Annotated in this window: 20 protein-coding genes; 15 read left to right on the top strand and 5 right to left on the bottom strand. The window is 59.7% G+C overall.

Annotated features, from left to right (window positions below):
• Positions 1 to 20 precede the first annotated feature (20 nt).
• Together H8F23_RS05200 and gap are read right to left on the bottom strand one after the other, a co-directional pair.
• Complete coding sequence (locus H8F23_RS05200; protein ID WP_093430467.1) at positions 21 to 539, bottom strand: RNA polymerase sigma factor; 519 nt, start codon at positions 537 to 539, stop codon at positions 21 to 23.
• A 187-nt stretch (positions 540 to 726) separates the two neighbouring features.
• Positions 727 to 1,728 carry a type I glyceraldehyde-3-phosphate dehydrogenase gene (gene gap, locus H8F23_RS05205; RefSeq protein WP_034153396.1) on the bottom strand — a complete coding sequence of 334 codons (1,002 nt, stop codon included), beginning with the start codon at positions 1,726 to 1,728 and terminating at the stop codon, positions 727 to 729.
• Between the two features lie 220 nt (positions 1,729 to 1,948).
• On the opposite strand from gap, the gene edd reads away from it, so the two are divergent.
• From edd to H8F23_RS05260, 11 genes are all read left to right on the top strand, one after another.
• A complete protein-coding gene (gene edd, locus H8F23_RS05210) occupies positions 1,949 to 3,775 on the top strand; it encodes a phosphogluconate dehydratase (protein ID WP_007917882.1) in 1,827 nt (608 codons plus the stop codon).
• Entirely contained in the window at positions 3,772 to 4,731 is a 960-nt protein-coding gene (locus H8F23_RS05215) for a glucokinase (RefSeq protein ID WP_194933636.1), read from the top strand. Before edd ends, H8F23_RS05215 begins: the two co-directional genes overlap by 4 nt.
• A gap of 179 nt (positions 4,732 to 4,910) precedes the next feature.
• Entirely contained in the window at positions 4,911 to 5,642 is a 732-nt protein-coding gene (locus H8F23_RS05220) for a response regulator (protein ID WP_003227460.1), read from the top strand.
• Positions 5,632 to 7,101, top strand: coding sequence for an ATP-binding protein (locus tag H8F23_RS05225; RefSeq protein ID WP_194933703.1), 1,470 nt, complete (start codon positions 5,632 to 5,634; stop codon positions 7,099 to 7,101). Before H8F23_RS05220 ends, H8F23_RS05225 begins: the two co-directional genes overlap by 11 nt.
• Positions 7,102 to 7,410: 309 nt before the next feature.
• The gene (locus H8F23_RS05230; RefSeq protein WP_194933637.1) at positions 7,411 to 8,670 is read left to right on the top strand and encodes a D-mannose isomerase; all 1,260 of its coding nucleotides are present in this window, start codon (positions 7,411 to 7,413) and stop codon (positions 8,668 to 8,670) included.
• Between the two features lie 118 nt (positions 8,671 to 8,788).
• Positions 8,789 to 10,090, top strand: a complete 1,302-nt coding sequence (locus H8F23_RS05235; protein WP_007917875.1) for an ABC transporter substrate-binding protein — start codon at positions 8,789 to 8,791, stop codon at positions 10,088 to 10,090.
• 150 nt (positions 10,091 to 10,240) lie between these two features.
• A complete protein-coding gene (locus H8F23_RS05240; RefSeq protein WP_095048188.1) occupies positions 10,241 to 11,149 on the top strand; it encodes a carbohydrate ABC transporter permease in 909 nt (302 codons plus the stop codon).
• A complete protein-coding gene (locus H8F23_RS05245) occupies positions 11,142 to 11,987 on the top strand; it encodes a carbohydrate ABC transporter permease (RefSeq protein ID WP_007917872.1) in 846 nt (281 codons plus the stop codon). Before H8F23_RS05240 ends, H8F23_RS05245 begins: the two co-directional genes overlap by 8 nt.
• 2 nt (positions 11,988 to 11,989) lie before the next feature.
• On the top strand, positions 11,990 to 13,150 hold the full coding sequence (locus H8F23_RS05250) for an ABC transporter ATP-binding protein (RefSeq protein WP_038369188.1): 1,161 nt from the start codon (positions 11,990 to 11,992) through the stop codon (positions 13,148 to 13,150).
• A 191-nt stretch (positions 13,151 to 13,341) separates the two neighbouring features.
• Complete coding sequence (locus H8F23_RS05255) at positions 13,342 to 14,691, top strand: carbohydrate porin (RefSeq protein WP_093430461.1); 1,350 nt, start codon at positions 13,342 to 13,344, stop codon at positions 14,689 to 14,691.
• Positions 14,692 to 14,805: 114 nt separating this feature from the next.
• A complete protein-coding gene (locus H8F23_RS05260; RefSeq protein WP_093430701.1) occupies positions 14,806 to 15,660 on the top strand; it encodes a D-hexose-6-phosphate mutarotase in 855 nt (284 codons plus the stop codon).
• Between the two features lie 208 nt (positions 15,661 to 15,868).
• Here the strand turns inward: H8F23_RS05260 and H8F23_RS05265 are convergent, their stop codons facing one another.
• On the bottom strand, positions 15,869 to 16,729 hold the full coding sequence (locus tag H8F23_RS05265; RefSeq protein WP_171057240.1) for a MurR/RpiR family transcriptional regulator: 861 nt from the start codon (positions 16,727 to 16,729) through the stop codon (positions 15,869 to 15,871).
• 226 nt (positions 16,730 to 16,955) lie between these two features.
• Between H8F23_RS05265 and zwf the strand changes: the two genes are divergently transcribed.
• The 4 genes from zwf to H8F23_RS05285 all read left to right on the top strand — a co-directional run bounded on the left by zwf (position 16,956) and on the right by H8F23_RS05285 (position 20,550).
• Entirely contained in the window at positions 16,956 to 18,422 is a 1,467-nt protein-coding gene (zwf, locus tag H8F23_RS05270) for a glucose-6-phosphate dehydrogenase (protein WP_064119140.1), read from the top strand.
• Complete coding sequence (gene pgl / locus H8F23_RS05275; protein ID WP_194933638.1) at positions 18,409 to 19,119, top strand: 6-phosphogluconolactonase; 711 nt, start codon at positions 18,409 to 18,411, stop codon at positions 19,117 to 19,119. The genes zwf and pgl overlap by 14 nt, the downstream gene beginning before the upstream one ends.
• 17 nt (positions 19,120 to 19,136) lie before the next feature.
• Entirely contained in the window at positions 19,137 to 19,802 is a 666-nt protein-coding gene (locus H8F23_RS05280; RefSeq protein ID WP_008082815.1) for a bifunctional 4-hydroxy-2-oxoglutarate aldolase/2-dehydro-3-deoxy-phosphogluconate aldolase, read from the top strand.
• Positions 19,803 to 19,974: 172 nt separating this feature from the next.
• Positions 19,975 to 20,550 (top strand): peptidase associated/transthyretin-like domain-containing protein, encoded by a 576-nt coding sequence (locus H8F23_RS05285; RefSeq protein WP_194933639.1) that lies wholly within the window; start codon positions 19,975 to 19,977, stop codon positions 20,548 to 20,550.
• Here the strand turns inward: H8F23_RS05285 and H8F23_RS05290 are convergent.
• Both H8F23_RS05290 and H8F23_RS05295 read right to left on the bottom strand, forming a co-directional pair.
• Positions 20,547 to 21,728 carry an aminotransferase class V-fold PLP-dependent enzyme gene (locus H8F23_RS05290; RefSeq protein ID WP_194933640.1) on the bottom strand — a complete coding sequence of 394 codons (1,182 nt, stop codon included), beginning with the start codon at positions 21,726 to 21,728 and terminating at the stop codon, positions 20,547 to 20,549. The genes H8F23_RS05285 and H8F23_RS05290 overlap by 4 nt on opposite strands.
• 31 nt (positions 21,729 to 21,759) lie before the next feature.
• Complete coding sequence (locus H8F23_RS05295; RefSeq protein ID WP_003227425.1) at positions 21,760 to 21,996, bottom strand: DUF3820 family protein; 237 nt, start codon at positions 21,994 to 21,996, stop codon at positions 21,760 to 21,762.
• Positions 21,997 to 22,021 lie beyond the last annotated feature (25 nt).

The following is a 22,021-nucleotide window of genomic DNA, read 5'->3' on the forward strand; positions in this document are numbered from 1 at the left end:
TACAGAAAAGGCCTACGACCTCAGTCGCCATTCAGACGCTCGGCGACGCCGATGCAAATGCTCATGATCAGCTTCAGTTCTTTTTGCACGGTGCTGAGGGAAACATTCAGCTCATCGGCGATTTCCTGATAACTGTTTCCGTGCAAACGGCTGAGGATGAAAATCTGTTGCTGGCGGGGGCTGAGTTGACTGAGGCTCACGTTCAGGCGCTCCAGCATCTGTTCGGCGTGGGCGGCGTCTTCGGCGCTGCTGGCGGGGGCGGCGACGCTGTGCACGACATCCTGCGGCACATCATCGACCATGGTTCGCGAATGGATCTTGCGCGCACGCAAGTGATCCAGCGCCAGATTGCGCGCGGTCTGGAAGACAAAAGGTTCGAGGTGATCGATGGCCCGCTCGCTCAACGCCCGCGTCACACGCAGGTAGGTCTCCTGCAACAGGTCTTCAGCGGTGCTGTGATTGTTGACCATCCGTTCCAGCGTTCGCAGCAAGGATGTGCGCTGGGTGAGGAAGACGTGGTTGAAGCGCGATTGACTCACGGGAGGACCTGATCGATTTCAAGCGAATGATAATGCTTATCATCTAGTTGAATGGTCAAGTATTGTTTTGTGATCGACGCAGATAAATGTAGGAGCTGCCGAAGGCTGCGATCTTTTGATGTTGATCTTAAAAACCAGATCAAAAGATCGCAGCCTTCGGCAGCTCCTACAGGGGATCAGGACAACCTTACTCGGCGTTACACAGCGCCAGGCAGTTATCCAGCATACGGTTGGAGAAGCCCCACTCGTTGTCATACCACGCCAGCACCTTCAGCAATTTGCCGCTGGATTTGGTGTGGTTGGCGTCGAAGATCGACGACAACGGGTTGTGGTTAAAGTCGCTGGACACCAGCGGCAGGGTGTTGAAGCCGAGAATCTTCGAGTGCTGGCTCGCAGCTTTCATCAGCGCGTTGACTTCCTCGGCGCTGGCTTCTTTTTTCAGCTGCACGGTCAGGTCCACCAGCGACACATTGATCACCGGCACCCGCACGGCCATGCCGGTCAATTTGCCCGCCAGCTCCGGCAGCACCAGGCCCACGGCTTCAGCAGCGCCGGTCTTGCTCGGGATCATGTTCTGCGTGGCCGAGCGCGCGCGGTACGGGTCGGTGTGATAAACGTCGGTGAGGTTCTGATCGTTGGTGTAGGCGTGAATCGTGGTCATCAAACCGCTTTCGATCCCCAGCTCGCGGTGCAGCACTTGCGCCACTGGCGCCAGGCAGTTGGTGGTGCACGAAGCGTTGGAGATGATCTGGTGCGACTGGCGCAGAATGTCGTGGTTCACACCATAGACAACCGTGGCGTCGGCGCCTTTGGCCGGGGCTGAAATGATCACTTTGCGCGCGCCGGCAGTAATATGCGCGGCCGCTTTGGCGCGATCGGTAAAGAGACCGGTGCATTCGAACACCACATCAATCTTTTCCGCCGCCCATGGCAGTTCGGCCGGGTTGCGAATCGCGCTGACCGCAATGCGGTCGCCATTGACGGTCAGACTTTCATTGTCATGCTCGACTTGCGCGTCGAACGTGCCGTGAACGGTGTCGTATTTGAGCAGATGAGCATTGATCGAGCTGTCGCCCAGATCGTTGATGGCGACGATCTGCAAATCCTGTCGATAGCCTTGGGTATACAGTGCGCGCAGGACATTACGGCCGATGCGGCCAAAACCATTGATTGCGATTCGAAGAGTCATGGAACAGCGCCGCCGTCGTTTTGTTGTTGGAATTACAAGATTATTCGCATAAAAATAGAAAACAAGCCTTTTTAGTGGCAATATTTTGTTTTATCTACAACGAGTGACCTGAATCAACTGGTCCGAATGGTCAAAAAAGCCGTCTGTCATTCCAACAACAACGGCGTTTGATCAGCATAGACAATCAGGTCGCCACATCCGTTAGCCTGGAGTTCTACACATGCATCCCCGCGTCCTTGAGGTCACCGAACGGCTTATCGCCCGCAGCCGCGCAACGCGTCAGGCTTACCTTGCACTGATTCGCGGCGCCGCCACCGACGGGCCGATGCGCGGCAAGCTGCAATGCGCCAACTTCGCCCACGGCGTGGCCGGTTGCGGCAGCGAAGACAAGCACAGCCTGCGGATGATGAACTCGGCGAACATCGCCATTGTTTCTTCGTATAACGACATGCTCTCGGCGCACCAGCCGTACGAAGTCTTCCCGGAACAAATCAAGAATGCCCTGCGCGAAATCGGCTCGGTCGGCCAGTTCGCTGGCGGCACTCCGGCGATGTGCGACGGCGTGACCCAAGGCGAGCCGGGCATGGAACTGAGCCTGCCGAGCCGCGAAGTCATTGCCATGTCGACTGCCGTGGCGCTCTCGCACAACATGTTCGACGGCGCGCTGATGCTCGGCATCTGCGACAAGATCGTCCCGGGCCTGATGATGGGCTCGCTGCGTTTCGGTCACCTGCCGACGATATTCGTCCCGGGCGGGCCGATGGTCTCGGGGATTTCCAACAAGGAAAAAGCCGACGTCCGTCAGAAGTACGCCGAAGGCAAAGCCACCCGCGAAGAGCTGCTGGAATCGGAGATGAAGTCCTACCACAGCCCGGGCACGTGCACCTTCTACGGCACCGCCAACACCAACCAGTTGCTGATGGAAGTCATGGGCCTGCACTTGCCGGGCGCCTCGTTCGTCAACCCGAACACGCCGCTGCGTGATGCGCTGACCCGCGAAGCCGCGCACCAGGTCACGCGTCTGACCAAACAAAATGGCAACTTCATGCCGATCGGTGAAATCGTCGACGAGAAGTCGCTGGTCAACTCGATTGTTGCGCTGCACGCCACCGGCGGCTCGACCAACCACACCCTGCACATGCCGGCCATCGCCATGGCGGCAGGTATTCAACTGACCTGGCAGGACATGGCCGACCTTTCCGAAGTCGTGCCGACCCTGAGCCACGTTTATCCGAACGGCAAAGCCGACATCAACCACTTCCAGGCAGCGGGCGGCATGTCGTTCCTGATCCGCGAACTGCTCGGCGCCGGTCTGCTGCACGAAGACGTCAACACCGTGCTTGGCCACGGCTTGAGCAAATACACCAAGGAACCGTTCCTTGATAACGGTGAACTGGTCTGGCGTGAAGGCCCGGTCGACAGCCTCGACGAAAACATCCTGCGTCCGGTCGCCCGTGCGTTCTCGGCGGAGGGTGGCTTGCGCGTGATGGAAGGCAACCTCGGTCGCGGTGTGATGAAGGTGTCCGCCGTCGCCCTGGAGAACCAGATCGTCGAAGCGCCAGCGATGGTGTTCCAGGATCAACAAGATCTGGCCGACGCGTTCAAGGCCGGTCTGCTGGAAAAAGATTTCGTCGCCGTGATGCGCTTCCAGGGGCCGCGTTCCAACGGCATGCCGGAGCTGCACAAAATGACGCCGTTCCTCGGCGTGTTGCAGGATCGCGGCTTCAAAGTCGCGCTGGTGACGGACGGCCGGATGTCCGGTGCCTCGGGGAAAATCCCCGCCGCGATTCACGTCAGCCCCGAAGCTTATGTCGGTGGTGCTTTGGCGCGCGTGCAAGAGGGCGATATCATCCGCGTCGATGGCGTCAAAGGCACTTTGGAACTCAAGGTCGACGCCGCAGAATTTGCAGCGCGCGAACCCGCCAAAGGCCTGTTGGGCAACAACATCGGCAGCGGTCGCGAACTGTTTGGCTTTATGCGTTTGGCCTTCAGCTCGGCGGAGCAGGGCGCCAGCGCCTTCACTTCTGCCCTGGAGACGCTTAATTGAAACTGGCTTTGGTCGGTGACATCGGAGGCACCAACGCGCGGTTTGCGTTGTGGAAAAACCAGCAACTGGAATCGGTTCAGGTGCTGGCCACGGCCGACCATGCCAGCCTGGAAGAGGCAATCAGCCTCTATCTGAACGGGCTCGGTCTGGCGCCGGGTTCGATCGGTTCGGTGTGCCTGTCGGTGGCAGGTCCGGTCAGTGGTGATGAATTCAAATTCACCAACAATCACTGGCGCTTGAGTCGCACAGCGTTCTGCAAAACCTTGCAGGTCAAGCAGTTGTTGCTGGTCAACGACTTCTCGGCGATGGCGCTGGGCATGACCCGTTTGCAGCCCGGCGAATTCCGCGTGGTTTGCGAGGGTACGCCGGAGCCGTTGCGCCCGGCGGTGGTGATCGGCCCGGGCACTGGCCTCGGCGTCGGCACCTTGCTCGATCTTGGCGAGGGCCGTTTCGCGGCGTTGCCGGGCGAGGGTGGGCATGTTGATCTGCCGTTGAGCAGCCCGCGTGAAACCCAGCTGTGGCAGCACATCCACAGCGAAATCGGCCATGTCAGCGCGGAAACTGCGTTGAGCGGCGGCGGTTTGCCACGGGTTTACCGGGCGATCTGTGCGGTCGATGGGCATGAGCCAACGCTTGATACGCCGGAAGCGATCACGGCGGCCGGGCTGGCGGGTGATCCGATTGCCCTGGAAGTGCTCGGGCAGTTCTGCTGCTGGCTCGGCCGTGTCGCCGGCAACAACGTGCTGACCACGGGCGCACGTGGCGGGGTGTATATCGTCGGCGGGGTGATTCCCCGGTTTGCCGATTTCTTCCTCGAAAGCGGTTTTGCCCGCAGCTTTGCTGACAAAGGCTGCATGAGCGATTACTTCAAAGGCATCCCGGTGTGGCTGGTGACAGCGCCGTATTCCGGGCTTGTCGGTGCTGGCGTGGCCCTGGACCAATCAACCCCAACCTGAAATGCAATCAAACTGTAGGAGTGAGCCTGCTCGCGATAGCGATATGTCAGTCAACCAATGTGTTGAATGTAAGACGGCTATCGCGAGCAGGCTCACTCCTACAGTTGTTTTGTGGTGTTTGTAAAATCAGTGCTTAAGGCATAATCCGCCCCAATTCCAACAACAAGGATGCCTTCGAAGTGAGCTCAGTCAACAAGTCGATATTGTTGGTCGATGACGACCAGGAAATACGCGAGTTGCTGGAAACCTACCTGACCCGCGCCGGGTTTCAGGTACGGGCCACCGCCGATGGCGCCAGTTTTCGCCAGGCCCTCAACGAGGCGCCGAGCGATCTGGTGATCCTCGATGTCATGCTGCCCGACGAAGATGGCTTCAGCCTCTGCCGTTGGGTGCGTCAGCATCCGCGTCAGGCGCAGGTGCCGATCATCATGCTCACCGCCAGTTCTGACGAAGCCGACCGCGTGATCGGTCTGGAACTCGGCGCCGACGACTATCTCGGCAAACCCTTCAGCCCCCGCGAACTGCAAGCGCGCATCAAGGCGTTGCTGCGGCGTGCGCAATTCGGTCAGGAGCGCAGTGGCAGCGATGTGCTGGCCTTTGACGAGTGGCGGCTGGACATGGTCAGCCATCGCCTGTTTCACACCGACGGCGAGGAGGTGATTCTGTCTGGCGCCGACTTCGCCCTGCTGAAACTGTTCCTCGATCACCCGCAGGAAATCCTCGACCGCGACACCATCGGCAACGCCACCCGGGGCCGCGACCTGATGCCGCTCGATCGCATCGTCGACATGGCCGTCAGCCGTTTGCGCCAACGCCTGCGCGACACGGAAAAACCGCCACGGCTGATTCGTACCGTGCGCGGCAGTGGCTACCAACTGGCAGCCAACGTGGTTGCCGGCAATGGTCACTGAGTCGCTGCGCAAATTCGCCGGCAAAGTGCCGATGCCGCGTTCGCTGCTCGGGCGGATGTTGCTGCTGACGTTGCTCGCGGTGCTGTTCGCGCAAACATTGTCGAGCGTGATCTGGGTCTCGCAACTGCGCGCTACGCAGCTCGAAGGCCTGGTCACCAGCGCCCGCAGCCTCGCCCATTCGATGACCGCCAGCGTCAGTTACTTCCGCTCGTTGCCGGTGGCTTATCGGCCATTGGTGCTCGACCAATTGCGCAGCATGGGCGGCACGCGATTCGTGGTGACGCTCAACGACAAGCCGTTGGGCATGGATGTGCTGCCGGTGACGCCGCGTAAAGCGGCGGTGATGAAAGCGGTCGACGAAGTGCTGCGTCAGACGCTCGGCAATGACACGGATATTTCGGTGACCTTTGTCAGCCCCGAAGATCTGCGGATTTTCAACGCCGGGCTGAAGCTTGATGAGCTGCCGCGCTCTTGGGCGCATTACGCGTTGACTCTGGAACCGGTGAACCCACCCGTGCTGGTCACGCAGATTCAAATGGCCCCGGGCGAGTGGCTGTACATCGCCTCGCTGTTGCCGGAGCCGTACACCAGTCTTGAAGAGCAAGGCCTGCCGTCGCAGCAGGTGTGGTTCATCGTCCTCACCAGCGGATTCCTGCTGCTGTTTATCGGCCTGCTGGTGCATTGGCAGAGCCGGCCGCTCAAGCGTCTGGCGCGGGCGGCGCGGGATTTGTCGCTGGGTGCCGACGTCGAGCCAGTGGCCGAGGGCGGCGGCAGTGAAGTGGTGGAAGTGGGCCGCGCCTTCAACACCATGCGCGAGCGCATCAGCCGTTACCTGACCGAGCGCAGCCAGTTGTTCAGCGCGATCTCCCATGACCTGCGCACGCCGATTACCCGTTTGCGCTTGCGCGTCGAATTGCTTGAAGACGAAACGCTGCAAACCAAGTTCGGCCGTGATCTGGATGAGTTGGAACTGCTGGTCAAAGGCGCGCTGCAATGCGTGAAGGACACCGACATCCACGAGAACATCGAACCGGTGGACTTGAACCATGTGCTCGACTGTCTGGTGGAGCCGTATCTGGCGCCGAACGGCAATGGCCGCGTGACGCAGCAGGGCAAGGCGCTGGCGGCTTATCCGGGCAAGCCGCTGGCGTTGAAGCGCTGCATCGGTAACCTGATCGACAATGCGTTGAAGTACGGGCAAAACGCGCATTTGCACATCGACGACGATGAGCGCGCGTTTGTTCTGCACGTCGACGATGAAGGGCCGGGTGTTCCGGAGCAGCGGCTGGAGCAAGTGTTCGAACCGCACTTCCGTCTGGCGGGGCAGCAGCAGGGTTATGGCTTGGGGTTGGGCATCGCGCGCAATATTGCCCACAGCCATGGTGGGGAGGTGACGTTGCAGAATCTGCGTGAGGGTGGGTTGCGGGTGACCCTGCAATTGCCGCGTTCGGCGGATTGAGTCAAAAGCTTTCCCTCACCCTAGCCCTCTCCCGGGGGGAGAGGGGACTGATCGGGGGATGCTGAAGAGATACGCCGACCTGGAAGTCCGTTAGCGAATCCATAATCGACTCGATGTATCAGGTCGGCGGATAACTTAGCACCACTCGGTCGGCCCCCTCTCCCTACGGGCGGTCCGACGTTTCGGGAGGGCTGGGGTGAGGGTAGCTCTTTGTCACCGGTCAGTGACAAACCCCGCCCCCTTCGTTACAAGCCCACCCCGGCCCGTTGTTTAGACTCCCCGCAGTCATAACAACAAAAAAGGCCACCCATGGATCTCTTCCAACCCGGCTTCAGCAGTTGGCTGAATGCCCCTGCCCACCAGCAATGGCTCGCCGCTGAAGGCCTGCGTCTGCTGGATTTCGCCAAGGCAGCAAAACTGCCGCAAGGCTTCGGCAACCTCGACGAACGCGGCCGTTTGCCAGCGAACGCACAAGCCGAAACCATGAACACCGCGCGCATGACCCACAGCTTCGCCATGGCCCACATTCAGGGTTTGCCGGGTTTTGCCGAACTAATCGATCACGGCATTGCCGCCTTGCGCGGGCCGTTGCGTGACGCCCTGCAGGGTGGCTGGTTTGCGGTCGCCGAACACCGCGATGACAACACCGGCAAGAATGCCTATCTGCATGCCTTTGTCGCACTGGCTGCCAGCTCTGCGGTGGTCGCACAACGTCCTGGTGCCCAGGCGTTGCTGGATGACGCCATCGACATCATCGACACGTATTTCTGGAGCGAAGAAGAGGGCGCCATGCGCGAATTCTTCAATCGCGACTGGAGCGAAGAAGAAGCCTATCGCGGCGCCAACAGCAACATGCACGCGACCGAAGCGTTTCTCGCGCTGGCCGATGTCACTGAAGATCCGCGCTGGCTGATTCGCGCGCAACGCATCGTCGAGCGGGTGATCCACGGTCACGCCGCCGCCAACGGTTACATGGTCATCGAACATTTCGACCGCGACTGGCAGCCGCTGCGTGAATACAACCACGACAATCCCGCCGATGGTTTCCGCCCTTATGGCACCACGCCGGGCCACGGTTTCGAATGGGCGCGGCTGCTGCTGCACCTCGAAGCGGCGCGGGTTCAGGCCGGCATGCTCACGCCCGGTTGGCTCGCCACCGACGCGCAAAAACTGTTCGAGAACAATTGCCGCAACGGTTGGGATGTCGATGGTCTGCCGGGCATCGTCTACACCCTCGACTGGAACAACAAAGCCGTCGTCCGCCATCGCCTGCACTGGACACACGCCGAGGCCAGCGCCGCTGCCAGTGCTTTGCTCAAACGCACGGGTGATGCGCAATACGAAACCTGGTACCGGCTGTTCTGGGAATTCTGCGAAGTGAATTTCATCGACCGTAGCAACGGTAGCTGGCACCACGAACTCAACCCGCAAAACATCCCGAGCGCTGATATCTGGTCAGGCAAACCCGATCTGTATCACGCCTGGCAAGCCGTGCTGATCCCTCGTCTACCCTTGTCACCCAGTATGGCGACTGCGCTGGCACAGTTATCCCAGAGCAGTCCTGTGTAACCATGTAGTGACATTCGCGCGTCCCTTCGTTACCTGCGAAGGGAAACGTCCTGTTTAAACTCCTGTGCAGCGCAAGCACCAGACTTGCATGCATAACAACAAGAAAGGTACATCTCAGATGAATGCGATTTCTCGCCTCGCTACTGTCATTTCTGTCGCCTCCCTGTTCCCGCTCGCAATTCTGCCTCTCAGTGTTTCTGCTGCCGAATCCAAAGGTTCGGTTGAAGTCGTGCATTGGTGGACGTCCGGTGGCGAAAAAGCTGCCGTTGATGTGCTCAAGGCCCAAGTCGAAAAAGACGGTTTCACCTGGAAAGACGGCGCTGTCGCCGGTGGTGGCGGTGCAACGGCCATGACCGTGCTGAAAAGCCGTGCCGTTGCCGGCAACCCGCCGGGCGTTGCCCAGATCAAAGGCCCGGACATTCAGGAGTGGGCATCCACTGGCCTGCTCGACACCGACGTGTTGAAAGACGTCGCCAAGTCGGAAAAGTGGGACAGCCTGCTCGACAAGAAAGTCTCCGATACCGTGAAGTACGACGGTGATTATGTGGCCGTGCCGGTGAACATTCACCGTGTGAACTGGCTGTGGATCAACCCGGAAGTGTTCAAGAAAGCCGGGATCACCAAGAACCCGACTACCCTCGAAGAATTCTATGCCGCTGGCGACAAGCTCAAGGCTGCGGGCTTCATTCCGCTGGCTCACGGCGGTCAGCCTTGGCAGGACAGCACCGTGTTCGAAGCTGTAGTGCTTTCGGTCATGGGTGTCGATGGTTACAAGAAAGCCCTGGTTGACCTGGACAACGCCGCGCTGACCGGCCCGGAAATGGTCAAGGCGCTGACCGAGCTGAAGAAAGTCGCGACCTACATGGACGCCGATGGCAAGGGGCAGGACTGGAACCTGGAAGCGGCCAAGGTCATCAACGGCAAGGCTGGCATGCAGATCATGGGTGACTGGGCCAAGTCCGAATGGACCGCCGCCAAGAAAGTCGCCGGCAAGGACTACGAGTGCGTAGCCTTCCCGGGCACCGACAAGGCGTTCACCTACAACATCGACTCGCTGGCCGTGTTCAAGCAGAAGGACGCAGGCACTGCGGCCGGTCAGCAGGACATCGCCAAAGTCGTGCTGGGTGAAAACTTCCAGAAAGTCTTCAGCATCAACAAAGGCTCGATCCCGGTGCGCAACGACATGTTGAACAACATGGACAAGCTCGGTTTCGACTCCTGCGCACAGACTGCAGCCAAAGACTTCCTGGCGGACGCCAAGTCCGGCGGCCTGCAGCCAAGCATGGCGCACAACATGGCGACCACGCTGGCGGTGCAAGGCGCGTTCTTTGATGTGGTGACCAACTACATCAACGACCCGAAAGCCGACCCGGCCGACACCGCCAAGAAACTTGGCGCCGCGATCAAGTCCGCCAAGTAATGCTTGGCCCCTGTAGGAGTGAGCCTGCTCGCGATAGCAGTTGGTCAGGTAACAGATTCATCAACTGACACACCGCAATCGCGAGCAGGCTCACTCCTACAAGGGGGCGAGTTGCCCATGTAGTCCTTTTCTCTCGTACTGGATTTCCCCATGAGTTCTGTTGCTGTGTTCAGCAAGGCCTCGCCGTTCGATGCATTGCAACGCTGGCTACCCAAACTGGTGCTGGCGCCGAGCATGTTCATCGTGCTGGTGGGCTTCTATGGCTACATCCTGTGGACGTTCATTCTGTCGTTCACCACCTCGACCTTCCTGCCCAACTATAAGTGGGCCGGTCTGGCGCAATACGCACGGTTGTTCGACAACGACCGCTGGTGGGTCGCGAGCAAAAACCTCGCGGTGTTCGGCGGTATGTTCATCGGCATCACCCTGGTGATTGGCGTGTTGCTGGCGGTGTTCCTCGACCAGCGTATTCGTCGCGAAGGCTTTATCCGCACCATTTACCTGTACCCGATGGCGCTCTCGATGATCGTTACCGGTACCGCATGGAAATGGCTGCTCAACCCGGGCATGGGCCTGGACAAATTATTGCGTGACTGGGGCTGGGAAGGCTTCCGTCTCGACTGGCTGATCGACCCGGATCGCGTGGTTTACTGCCTGGTGATCGCCGCTGTCTGGCAAGCCTCGGGCTTCATCATGGCGATGTTCCTCGCCGGCCTGCGTGGCGTTGACCAATCGATTATCCGCGCTGCACAGATCGACGGCGCGAGCATGCCGACGATCTACTGGAAAGTGGTGCTGCCAAGCCTGCGTCCGGTGTTCTTCAGCGCGGTGATGATCCTCGCGCACATCGCGATCAAGAGCTTCGACCTGGTCGCGGCGATGACCGCTGGTGGCCCGGGTTATTCCTCCGACCTGCCGGCGATGTTCATGTATTCCTTCACCTTCAGTCGCGGCCAGATGGGCATGGGCTCGGCCAGTGCGATTCTGATGCTCGGTGCGATCCTCGCGATCATCGTGCCTTACCTGTATTCCGAGCTGAGGACCAAGCGCAATGACTAGTCTCGCTGCCAAACCTGCGATCAGCCTGAGTCGCATCGCGATCTACGCGGTGCTGATCCTCGCCGTACTGCTTTATCTGGTGCCGCTGGTGGTCATGTTGCTGACCAGCTTCAAGACCCCGGAAGACATCAGCACCGGCAACCTGTTGAGCTGGCCGACCGTGGTCAGCGGCATTGGCTGGGTCAAGGCCTGGGCCACGGTTGACGGTTACTTCTGGAACTCGATCAAGATCACCGTTCCGGCCGTAATCATCTCCACCGCCATCGGTGCATTGAACGGTTATGTGCTGTCGTTCTGGCGCTTCCGTGGTTCGCAGTTGTTCTTCGGTCTGCTGTTGTTCGGCTGCTTCCTGCCGTTCCAGACCGTGCTGCTGCCGGCCTCGTTCACCCTCGGCAAGATGGGCCTGGCGAGCACCACCACCGGTCTGGTGTTTATCCACGTGGTTTACGGTCTGGCGTTCACCACGCTGTTCTTCCGTAACTACTACGTGAGCATTCCGGATGCGCTGGTGAAAGCTGCACGCCTCGACGGCGCGGGTTTCTTCACGATTTTCCGCCGCATCATTCTGCCGATGTCGACGCCGATCATCATGGTTTGCCTGATCTGGCAGTTCACCCAGATCTGGAACGACTTCCTGTTCGGTGTGGTGTTCTCCAGCGGCGATTCGCAACCGATCACGGTGGCGCTGAACAACCTGGTAAACACCAGCACCGGCGCCAAGGAATACAACGTTGATATGGCAGCGGCGATGATCGCCGGCCTGCCGACCCTGCTGGTCTATGTGGTCGCAGGCAAGTATTTCGTGCGCGGGCTGACAGCCGGCGCAGTCAAGGGGTAATCATGGCAACGCTCGAACTTCGCAACGTCAACAAGACCTACGGTGCCGGCCTGCCGGACACCCTGAAGAACATCGAACTGTCGATCAAGGACGGTGAATTCCTGATCCTCGTCGGCCCGTCGGGCTGCGGCAAGTCGACCCTGATGAACTGCATCGCCGGTCTGGAAACCATCACCGGCGGCGCGATCATGATCGGCGATCAGGACGTCAGCGGCATGAGCCCGAAGGATCGTGACATCGCCATGGTGTTCCAGTCCTACGCGCTGTACCCGACCATGAGCGTGCGCGAGAACATCGAATTCGGTCTGAAGATCCGCAAGATGCCGCAGTCGGCGATCGACGAAGAAGTCGCGCGCGTCGCCAAGCTGTTGCAGATCGAACACCTGCTGAACCGCAAGCCAGGTCAGCTCTCCGGTGGTCAGCAACAGCGCGTGGCGATGGGCCGTGCACTGGCGCGTCGGCCGAAGATCTACCTGTTCGATGAACCGCTGTCCAACCTCGACGCCAAGCTGCGCGTCGAGATGCGCACCGAAATGAAACTGATGCACCAGCGCCTGAAAACCACCACGGTCTACGTGACCCACGACCAGATCGAAGCAATGACTCTGGGCGACAAGGTGGCGGTGATGAAGGACGGCATCATCCAGCAGTTCGGCACGCCAAAAGAGATCTACAACGATCCGGCCAACCTGTTCGTCGCGAGTTTCATCGGTTCGCCGCCGATGAACTTCATTCCGCTGCGCCTGCAGCGCAAGGACGGTCGTCTGCTGGCGCTGCTCGACAGCGGTCAGGCGCGCTGCGAGTTACCGATGAGTATGCAGGACGCCGGCCTTGAAGATCGCGAAGTGATCCTCGGCCTGCGCCCGGAGCAAATCGTGCTGGCGAACGGCGAGGGCAATGGTCTGCCGAGCATTCGTGCCGAAGTGCAGGTCACCGAGCCGACCGGTCCGGACACCCTGGTGTTCGTCAACCTCAATGACACCAAAGTCTGCTGCCGTCTGGCGCCGGATGTGGCACCGCAGGTGGGCGAGAACCTGACGCTGCAATTCGATCCGTCGAAAGTGCTGTTGTTTGATGCCAACACCGGTGAGCGCCTCGGCACTGCCGGTCAACCACAGACCGATGCGCGGTCTGCGAACGTGGCGCAATTCAAAGGCCGCTGAAGAACAGTGTAGGAGTGAGCCTGCTCGCGATGACGGTGTATCAGTCGACAGAGATGTTGAATGTAAAACCGCTATCGCGAGCAGGCTCACTCCTACAAGGAGCACGCGGTGGATTGCCTGTAATCCATCGCACTTTATGTAAACCGCGTTAGATAAAAACAGTTAATAACAATAAAGACGAGGATGTAGGGATGAAAAAGAAACACGTCAATGCCCGGTTGATCTGCCAAGTGTCGGCTGCGGCGGCCTTGGTGCTGGCCGGTAACGCCATGGCGGCGGATGCCTTCAGTTCCGATTCGAAATGGATGACCGGCGACTGGGGTGGCGAGCGTACCAAGCTGATCGAGCAGGGTATCGACATCAAGGCTGACTACGTTGGGGAAGTCGGTGGCAACCTGCACGGTGGCTACAACGACGACAAGACCGCGCGTTACGCTGACCAGTTCGGTCTGGGCGTGGCACTCGATCTGCAAAAGCTGTGGGGCTGGGATAACACTCAGGCGAAGATCCAGCTGACCAACCGTAACGGCTACAACATCTCCAACGACCGCGTTGGCGATCCGCGTGCCGGCACCTTGAGTTCGTCGCAAGAAGTTTACGGCCGTGGCCACATGGTGCGTCTGACCCAGTTGTGGATTCAGCACCAGTTCTTCGACAACAAACTCGACGTCAAGGCCGGTTACTTCGGTGAAGGCGAAGACTTCAACACCTTCCCGTGCGACTTCCAGAACCTCGCGTTCTGCGGTTCCCAAGTGGGTAACTGGGCAACCAACATCTGGTACAACTGGCCGGTCAGCCAGGCCGCGATCCGCGTGAAGTACAACATCAACGACGAGCTCTACGCGCAGATCGGTGCGTACAACCAGAACCCGTCGCAGCTGGAACACGGCAACGGCTTCAAGCTCAGCGGCAGCGGCACCAAAGGTACTGTGTTGCCGGTTGAGTTGGTCTGGTCGCCGAAGGTCAACAGCCTGCCGGGCGAATACCGCGTCGGTTACTACAAGAGCACGGCGGACGCCGACGACGTTCGTGAAGACGTCAACGGTTTCGACGCCGCCACCACTGGCGACGCGTACAAAACCCACAGCAGCAAAAGCGGCTACTGGTTCGTGGCGCAACAGCAACTCACCAGCCACAACGGTGATGCTTCTCGCGGTCTGAATATCGCGGCCAACGCCACGTTCCACGACAAAGACACCAACTTCATCGACAACTACCAGTCGGTGATGTTTGTCTACAAAGGCCCGTTCGACGCGCGTCCGAAGGATGACGTCGGCATTGGCGCGGCGCGTATCCACGTCAACGACGACGTGAAGAAAAACGCCGAGCTGCTGAATGCTTCCAACGGTGTTTCGGACTACGACAATCCGGTGTTCTCGCCGATTCGTGAAACCGAATACAACTACGAGATCAACTACGGCTTCCACGTCACCAACTGGCTGACCGTACGTCCTAACCTGCAGTACATCACTCACCCGGGCGGTGTGGATGAAGTGGACAACGCTTTGGTCGCTGGCCTGAAAATTCAGTCTACGTTCTAACGCGTCTGCGATAAGCTCCTCTCTATGTGCGCATATTTGCGGACAGCCCAGGCTGTCCGCTTTTTTTTGGGGGGTTTGCGCAGCCCATGACAGTTGAATTCGGAACCGTGGCAAATGCATGAGCATCCGCTACAACGCTTCTTCAAATCCCTGCGTGAACAACCGGTGTTCGCCTGGGAGCGCTATCAGATGCGCGACGTGTTGGTGATCGATCATCCGCTGTGTCAGGCGGTGTTCAGTCGTCAGGGTGCGCAGTTGCTGCACTTTCAGCCGCGCGGGCAAAAGCCGTGGTTGTGGTGTGCGGCGAAGTGGCCGCATGTCGGCGCTATTCGCGGTGGTGTGCCGGTGTGCTGGCCGTGGTATGGCCGTCATCCCAGCGAAAACGCCTGGCCATCGCATGGTTGGGCGCGCTTGCTCGACTGGAAGCTGCTCGACAGCAGCAGCGCCGAAGATGGCGTGCGCCTGCATTGGCAATTGCAGCTATGCGACTGGCAGGTTGACCTGCACGCACACCTTGGCGAACGCATGGAATTACGCCTGAGTACCGAGCATCAGGATGACATGCCGTGCCAGTTGAGCCAGGCTTTGCACGCTTACTGGCGTATTGGTGATGTCGGTGAGATAGCGCTGTCTGGGCTTGAAGGGGCGCAGGGCTATGACCAGTTGAATCGGCAGATTTGTCAGCAGGAAGGCGAGTTGCGGGTCGATGGCGGCTGTCAGCGGGTGTTCCAGCATGACGGTGAATTGCAGCTGAAAGATCACGCCTGGCAGCGCGAGTTGTGCATTGATACCGGTGACAGTGCGGATACGGTGGTGTGGCATCCGGGCGCGCGGCCGTTGTTGGGCGTGACGTGGGATGAGATTTCGGAGTTTGTCTGCGTGGAAGCGGCGGCGGGTGGGACTGACAGTCTGCATCTGGCGCCGGGGGAGAAGGCGCATTTGAGTTTGCAGGCGTGGGCGGCGGCTTGAGTGTGTCAGTCACATCATAGCCCCTCACCCTAGCCCTCTCCCGGGGGGAGAGGGGACCGAATGGGGGATGCTTAAGAGTTACGCCGACGTGAAAGTGCAGCGCTGAATCCATAATCGACTCGGTGTTTCAGGTCGATGTACAGCGCAAGACACCTCGGTCGGCTCCCTCTCCCTCCGGGAGAGGGCTGGGGTGAGGGGCTTTTGATCTTCAGTTGAATTCATCTCCAACCGGATACCGGCTGGCATTCAAACTCTCTTTGATCTTGCGCAGATGCGGCTGGAAATCCACGCCACGACGCAAGGTCATCCCCGTCGCCAACACATCCAGCACGGTCAACTGAATGATCCGCGACGTCATCGGCATATAAATGTCGGTGTCTTCCGGCAGCGGAATATTCAGGCTCAAGGTGCTCGCCTTGGCCAGCGGCGAGTTCTCCGCCGTCAAACCCAATACCGAAGCGCCGTTCTCGCGAGCAATGCGCGCCACTTCGACCAGCTCGCGGGTGCGTCCGGTGTAGGAAATGATCACGAACAACTCACCGGTGTGCGCCACCGAAGCAATCATTCGCTGCATCAACACGTCGGCGTGCGCGGTGACGGCGAGGTTGAAGCGGAAGAACTTGTGCTGCGCATCCAGTGCCACTGGTGCCGAAGCGCCGAGGCCGAAGAAGTGGATCTGCCGCGCCTGAATCAACAGGTCGACGGCGCGGCTGATCAGGTTCGGATCGAGCGCCTGGCAAGCACTGTCCAGCGAGGCGATGGCGCTGCCGAAAATCTTCTGCGTGTACGCCTCGGGATTGTCGTCGGCCTCGACCGCGCGGCTGACATACGCCGCGCCACTGGCCAGACTCTGCGCCAGTTGCAGTTTGAGTTCGGGATAGCCGCTGACACCGAACGAACGGCAGAAACGGTTGACCGTCGGTTCGCTCACCGAGGCTGCCTGGGCGAGGGCGGCGATGCTGAAGCGGGTGGCCTGCTGCGGGTTGAGCAGGATCACCTCGGCGACTTTGCGTTCGGCCTTGTTCAGGTCTTCAAGGCGACTCTGGATCTGTTCCAGTAAATTTCGCACGCGGTCCATATGGAATTCCTAATTCACCTGCGCAAAGGTGCGCCGGGCTATGCAAATTGGGCCTTTGATATGGCCCGTAACGGTGGCCTATCCTACTGATGGCTCCGACCGACCACCACTCGGAATCTGTATTTTGCGAAAATGTTGTGGTTATTACTACATTTTCCCTTGAGTGATGCCTTGAAAAAAGGTATTTGTAGCTTAACTTGATAAAAGAACAAACATCATGCCTTCGATTACGGTTGAACCGTGCACCTTTGCCTTGTTCGGCGCGCTTGGCGATCTGGCCCTGCGCAAGCTGTTTCCTGCCCTTTATCACCTCGATGGCGCCGATCTGTTGCACGAGGACACGCGCATCATCGCGTTGGCCCGTGAAGAAGGTTCCGAGCAACAGCACATGGCGTTCATCGCCGCCGAACTGCGCCGCTATGTGGGCAAAGAGCTGGACGAGGCGGTCGCTGAGCGTTTTCTCGCACGCCTGACCTACCTGCACGTCGACTTCCTCAAATCCGAAGACTACGTGGCGCTGGCCGAACTGGCCGGCAGCACGCAACGCATGATTGCCTATTTCGCCACACCAGCAGCGGTGTATGGCGCGATCTGCGAGAACCTGGCGAAAGTCGGTCTGGCGGAAAACACCCGCGTGGTACTGGAAAAACCGATCGGCTCCGACCTCGAATCCTCGCGCAAGGTTAACGACGCCGTAGCGCAGTTCTTCCCGGAGAACCGCACCTACCGCATCGACCACTACCTGGGCAAAGAAACCGTTCAGAACCTGATCGCCCTGCGTTTCGCCAACAGCCTGTTCGAAACCCAGTGGAACCAGAATTACATCTCCCACGTGGAAATCACCGTGGCCGAGAAGGTTGGTATCGAAGGCCGTTGGGGCTACTTCGACAAGGCCGGCCAACTGCGCGACATGATCCAGAATCACCTGTTGCAGTTGCTGTGCCTGATTGCCATGGACCCGCCGGCCGACCTGTCCGCCGACAGCATCCGCGACGAAAAGGTAAAAGTGCTCAAGGCGCTCGCGCCGATCAGTCCGGAAGGCCTCACCACTCAGGTGGTGCGCGGCCAGTACATCGCTGGCCACAGCGAAGGCAAATCGGTACCGGGTTACCTCGAAGAACCGAATTCCAACACCCAGAGCGACACCGAAACCTTCGTCGCTTTGCGTGCCGATATCCGCAACTGGCGCTGGGCCGGCGTGCCGTTCTACCTGCGCACCGGCAAACGCATGCCGCAAAAACTGTCGCAGATCGTCATCCACTTCAAGGAACCGTCGCACTACATCTTCGCCCCTGAGCAGCGTTTGCAGATCAGCAACAAACTGATCATTCGCCTGCAACCGGACGAAGGCATTTCCTTGCGCGTGATGACCAAAGAGCAGGGCCTGGACAAAGGCATGCAACTGCGCAGCGGCCCGCTGCAACTGAATTTCTCCGACACCTGGCGTAGCGCGCGGATCCCCGATGCCTATGAGCGGTTGTTGCTGGAAGTGATGAACGGCAATCAGAACCTGTTTGTCCGTAAAGATGAAATCGAAGCCGCGTGGAAGTGGTGTGACCAACTGATCGCCGGGTGGAAAAAATCCGGTGACGCGCCCAAGCCGTATGCGGCCGGGTCGTGGGGGCCGATGAGCTCCATTGCATTGATCACGCGGGACGGGAGGTCGTGGTATGGCGATATCTGATGTGCAACTGCCTGCGGGCGTGAACGCTCACGAATTCAAAAGCCCGGTGTTGTTGGCCGAAGGTCTGGCGCTGAACGTCGCCAAGCAATTGAGCGAGGCCATTGCGGCACGCGGCAACGCGGTGCTGGTGGTGTCGGGCGGTCGTAGCCCGGTGGCGTTTTTCCAGCACCTGGCCAAGCAGGAACTGGACTGGTCGAAGGTCGTCGTGACCCTCGCCGACGAGCGCTGGGTACCGGTTGAACATGCCGACAGTAATGCCGGTCTGCTCAAGCAGTATCTGCTCAGAGGCCCGGCGGCCAAGGCGCAGTTCCTCAGCCTGTATAGCGCGGCGGCCAACGTCGAGCAGGCTGCTGAACAGGCTGATCGCTTGCTTGCCGAATTGCCGCCGATTGACGTGCTGGTGCTGGGCATGGGTGATGACGGCCACACGGCGTCGCTGTTCCCCGACAGCCCGAACCTCGCCGAAGCGCTGCAGGCTGATGGCACGCGCCGTTGCTGGCCGATGCTGGCGCCGAGCGTGCCGCGTCAGCGTCTGACCATGAGCCGTGCGCTGCTGGCCTCGGCCAAACACAAGATTCTGTCGATTTCCGGTCAGTCGAAACTGACCACCCTGAATGCCGCACTGGCATCCGACGTCGCCGCCATGCCGGTGCGCGCGTTTCTGCAACCTACGTTAGAGATTTACTGGTGCCCATGAGCCAAGGAACAGCCGCTATGACAACCCCATCCCCGACCGTTTCCATGGCGGACAAAGTTGCCCTGATCGACAGCCTCTGCGCCAAGGCGCGGATCCTGCCGGTGATCACCATCGCCCGCGAACAGGACGTGCTGCCACTGGCCGACGCCCTGGCCGCCGGTGGTCTGACCGCGCTGGAAGTGACCCTGCGTTCGCAGTTTGGCCTCAAGGCCATCCAGATCCTGCGCGACCAGCGTCCGGAATTGATGACCGGTGCCGGCACCGTGCTCGATCGCAACATGCTCGCGGCTGCCGAAGCCGCTGGCTCGCAGTTCATCGTCACCCCAGGCATCACCCGTGACCTGCTCGAAGCCAGTGTCGACAGCCCGATTCCGCTGTTGCCGGGCATCAGCAACGCCTCCGGCATCATGGAAGGCTACGGTCTGGGTTATCGCCGCTTCAAGCTGTTCCCGGCTGAAGTCAGCGGTGGCGTGGCGGCAATCAAAGCCCTCGGCGGTCCGTTCGGCGAAGTGAAATTCTGCCCGACTGGCGGTGTCGGCCCGGCCAACATCAAGAGCTACATGGCGCTGAAAAACGTCATGTGCGTGGGCGGTAGCTGGATGCTTGATCCGGAGTGGATCAAGAACGGCGACTGGGCCCGTATTCAGGAATGCACCGCTGAGGCACTGGCGCTGCTGGACTGATTGTTACCAGACACTTCGTTGTGTGTTCTACGGCTTTACGGTGCGCTTGGTCGGTGCACCGTTTTTTTTTGCCTTGAAGAAAGTGTCAGGACATCACGCGATACATAGTTACCGCACAGCCGCGTTTGCGTGGCGCTAATCTGCGTTCATCTTACGGAAGAGAGAACGCCTCATGGACGACCATCAATCTTTAGCTTTATCAGTCAACGCTCTGCACCCGCGGCAGTTGCCCGTGGTTGGCAGTTTCGATTGGCACAACAGCAAGGGCAAGGTGCGCAACATCAGCGCGGGCATCGAAGGCTTGCCTCTTCTATTGCGGCTGGCCCTGGTCGATGCCATGACCGGCGAGCCGGTCAGTGGCGCCGTGGTCCGCATCGAGCAGCACCTTGGCACCGACACACTGTGCGGCAGTCAGTCGACCGACAGTAAAGGCATCGTTCGTTTCACCAGCCTTTACCCGGATCGGCAAACTGCCTTTTCATGCATCGCTCTGAGCGTCGCCATCGCCAATGACGATCAACAGCCGCAGCTGTACCAGGAGGCCTGGGCGGGGCGCCTGCATCTGCCCTGTGCCTGCAATTGCACAGCCACTGATAAAGACGCCGTTCGGCTGGCGTTGCGGCCGATCACAGACGATGGCCCGGAGGACGGCTACTTCGGCAACCTGACGATCGGCGTCGACACCTTTGCACTGTCATCGCAGATCGGCGTGGCGGGCTATGACAAATACCTGATCACGGTGTTTTAGCGCAGCTCGTTCAGCGCCCGCACCAGTAACTGCATGTCGGCAGCGGTGGTGGTCAGCCCCGGTGTAATGCGGATGCTCGGCCCGCTGGCTGCGCCATGGCGCACCACGGTGAACAGGTTGTAGTCGTTGAGCAGACGTTCGGCCATCGCCTGTTGATCGTCATGTCGAGTGAAGCGCATGGATGTGATGCCGCAATACAGCCGAGGGTCGTCTGGCGTCATCACTTCGATGCCCGGCAAGTGCCGCACCGCACTGACCCAGAGGTTGCGCAGATAATTGAGGCGAGCACCTTTGGCCGGAGCGCCGCCGAGGGAACGGTGCTCTTCGAACACCAGCGGCAGGGTCATCAGCGCCGGAATGTTGGGCGTGCTGTACGACGTGCGCGCACGGATATCATTGGCCGGGTAATGCATTTCATCCATGTCCGGATCGATATCGGCCAAGCGTTGCGGCGCGATGTAGAGGAATCCGAGGGTGAGCGGTGCGCCGATCCATTTGTGCAGGTTGTATCCGGCGAAAGCGATGCCGAGGGCATCAAGATCGAACTCGATCTGACCGAGCGCATGGGCGCCGTCGAGGATGACATCGACACCATGCTTTTTGGCCAGCGCGGCGATGGCTTGCACCGGCATGACCAGACCGGTGCGGTGAGTGACGTGAGTCAGGGCCATCAGTTTGATTTGCGGATGACCGACGAAGGCTTCGCGGTAAGTCTCCACCAGGCTGTCGTAGCTCGCCGGGTGCGCGTGAGCAATCTCGATCACCTCGGCGCCGCGCTGCCTGGCGAGCCAGCGCATGGCGCCTTTGACCGTGTCGTATTCCAGATCGCTGATCAGCACCTGATCGCCCGGTTGCAAGCGGTTGTAGTTGCGAATCAGCGACTGCAGGCCTTCGGTGGCATTGCGGGTGAACGCCACACACTGCGCGCGTACGCCAATCAACTCGGCCAGTTGCGCGCGGATATCGAGGTTGTCGTGCTGCTCGAAACGCTGGCGCACGTACACCGAGTTGCTGGTGTTGATCAGCTCGATGTTGCGCTGGTATTCCTCGATCACCGTGCGCGACATGCGCCCGAAATAACCGTTTTCCAGGTTCACGGGACCGGGTTGAACGTCGTAGCGATCGGCGAACGTTCGCCAAAAGGCTTCGTCACGGGCGCGGCGGGTGTTATCGGGCATGGTCGGCTGACTCAAGAGAGAGGAGGGCGCGTCAATGGCGCGGTGCGGGTTTGCCGTGTTTGGCACGCAGCGGTTCGAGCAGGTCCGAGAGGCCGTTATGGTCGATCTCCTGCATCAGTGCGAGCAAGCCACCGAGTTCGCCGTGCGGGAAACCTTCACGGGCAAACCAGTTCAGGTATGGCCCCGGCAGGTCGGCAATGATCCGGCCTTTGTATTTACCGAAGGGCATTTCGCGGGTGATCAGCAGTTCGAGTTTTTCAGGATTCATCGGTGAGATCGTCTGGCTTCAAATC

It is taken from the genome of Pseudomonas neuropathica (assembly GCF_015461835.1).
GTDB lineage: Bacteria > Pseudomonadota > Gammaproteobacteria > Pseudomonadales > Pseudomonadaceae > Aquipseudomonas > Aquipseudomonas neuropathica.

Excerpts from the sequence above, each read along its gene's own strand:
- gap (WP_034153396.1), bottom strand. The coding sequence starts at position 1,728 with ATGACTCTTCGAATCGCAATCAATGGTTTTGGCCGCATCGGCCGTAAT.
- edd (WP_007917882.1), top strand. The coding sequence starts at position 1,949 with ATGCATCCCCGCGTCCTTGAGGTCACCGAACGGCTTATCGCCCGCAGC.
- H8F23_RS05225 (WP_194933703.1), top strand. The coding sequence starts at position 5,632 with ATGGTCACTGAGTCGCTGCGCAAATTCGCCGGCAAAGTGCCGATGCCG.
- H8F23_RS05230 (WP_194933637.1), top strand. The coding sequence starts at position 7,411 with ATGGATCTCTTCCAACCCGGCTTCAGCAGTTGGCTGAATGCCCCTGCC.
- H8F23_RS05235 (WP_007917875.1), top strand. The coding sequence starts at position 8,789 with ATGAATGCGATTTCTCGCCTCGCTACTGTCATTTCTGTCGCCTCCCTG.
- H8F23_RS05240 (WP_095048188.1), top strand. The coding sequence starts at position 10,241 with ATGAGTTCTGTTGCTGTGTTCAGCAAGGCCTCGCCGTTCGATGCATTG.
- H8F23_RS05245 (WP_007917872.1), top strand. The coding sequence starts at position 11,142 with ATGACTAGTCTCGCTGCCAAACCTGCGATCAGCCTGAGTCGCATCGCG.
- H8F23_RS05250 (WP_038369188.1), top strand. The coding sequence starts at position 11,990 with ATGGCAACGCTCGAACTTCGCAACGTCAACAAGACCTACGGTGCCGGC.
- H8F23_RS05255 (WP_093430461.1), top strand. The coding sequence starts at position 13,342 with ATGAAAAAGAAACACGTCAATGCCCGGTTGATCTGCCAAGTGTCGGCT.
- H8F23_RS05260 (WP_093430701.1), top strand. The coding sequence starts at position 14,806 with ATGCATGAGCATCCGCTACAACGCTTCTTCAAATCCCTGCGTGAACAA.
- zwf (WP_064119140.1), top strand. The coding sequence starts at position 16,956 with ATGCCTTCGATTACGGTTGAACCGTGCACCTTTGCCTTGTTCGGCGCG.
- pgl (WP_194933638.1), top strand. The coding sequence starts at position 18,409 with ATGGCGATATCTGATGTGCAACTGCCTGCGGGCGTGAACGCTCACGAA.
- H8F23_RS05280 (WP_008082815.1), top strand. The coding sequence starts at position 19,137 with ATGACAACCCCATCCCCGACCGTTTCCATGGCGGACAAAGTTGCCCTG.
- H8F23_RS05285 (WP_194933639.1), top strand. The coding sequence starts at position 19,975 with ATGGACGACCATCAATCTTTAGCTTTATCAGTCAACGCTCTGCACCCG.
- H8F23_RS05290 (WP_194933640.1), bottom strand. The coding sequence starts at position 21,728 with ATGCCCGATAACACCCGCCGCGCCCGTGACGAAGCCTTTTGGCGAACG.
- H8F23_RS05295 (WP_003227425.1), bottom strand. The coding sequence starts at position 21,996 with ATGAATCCTGAAAAACTCGAACTGCTGATCACCCGCGAAATGCCCTTC.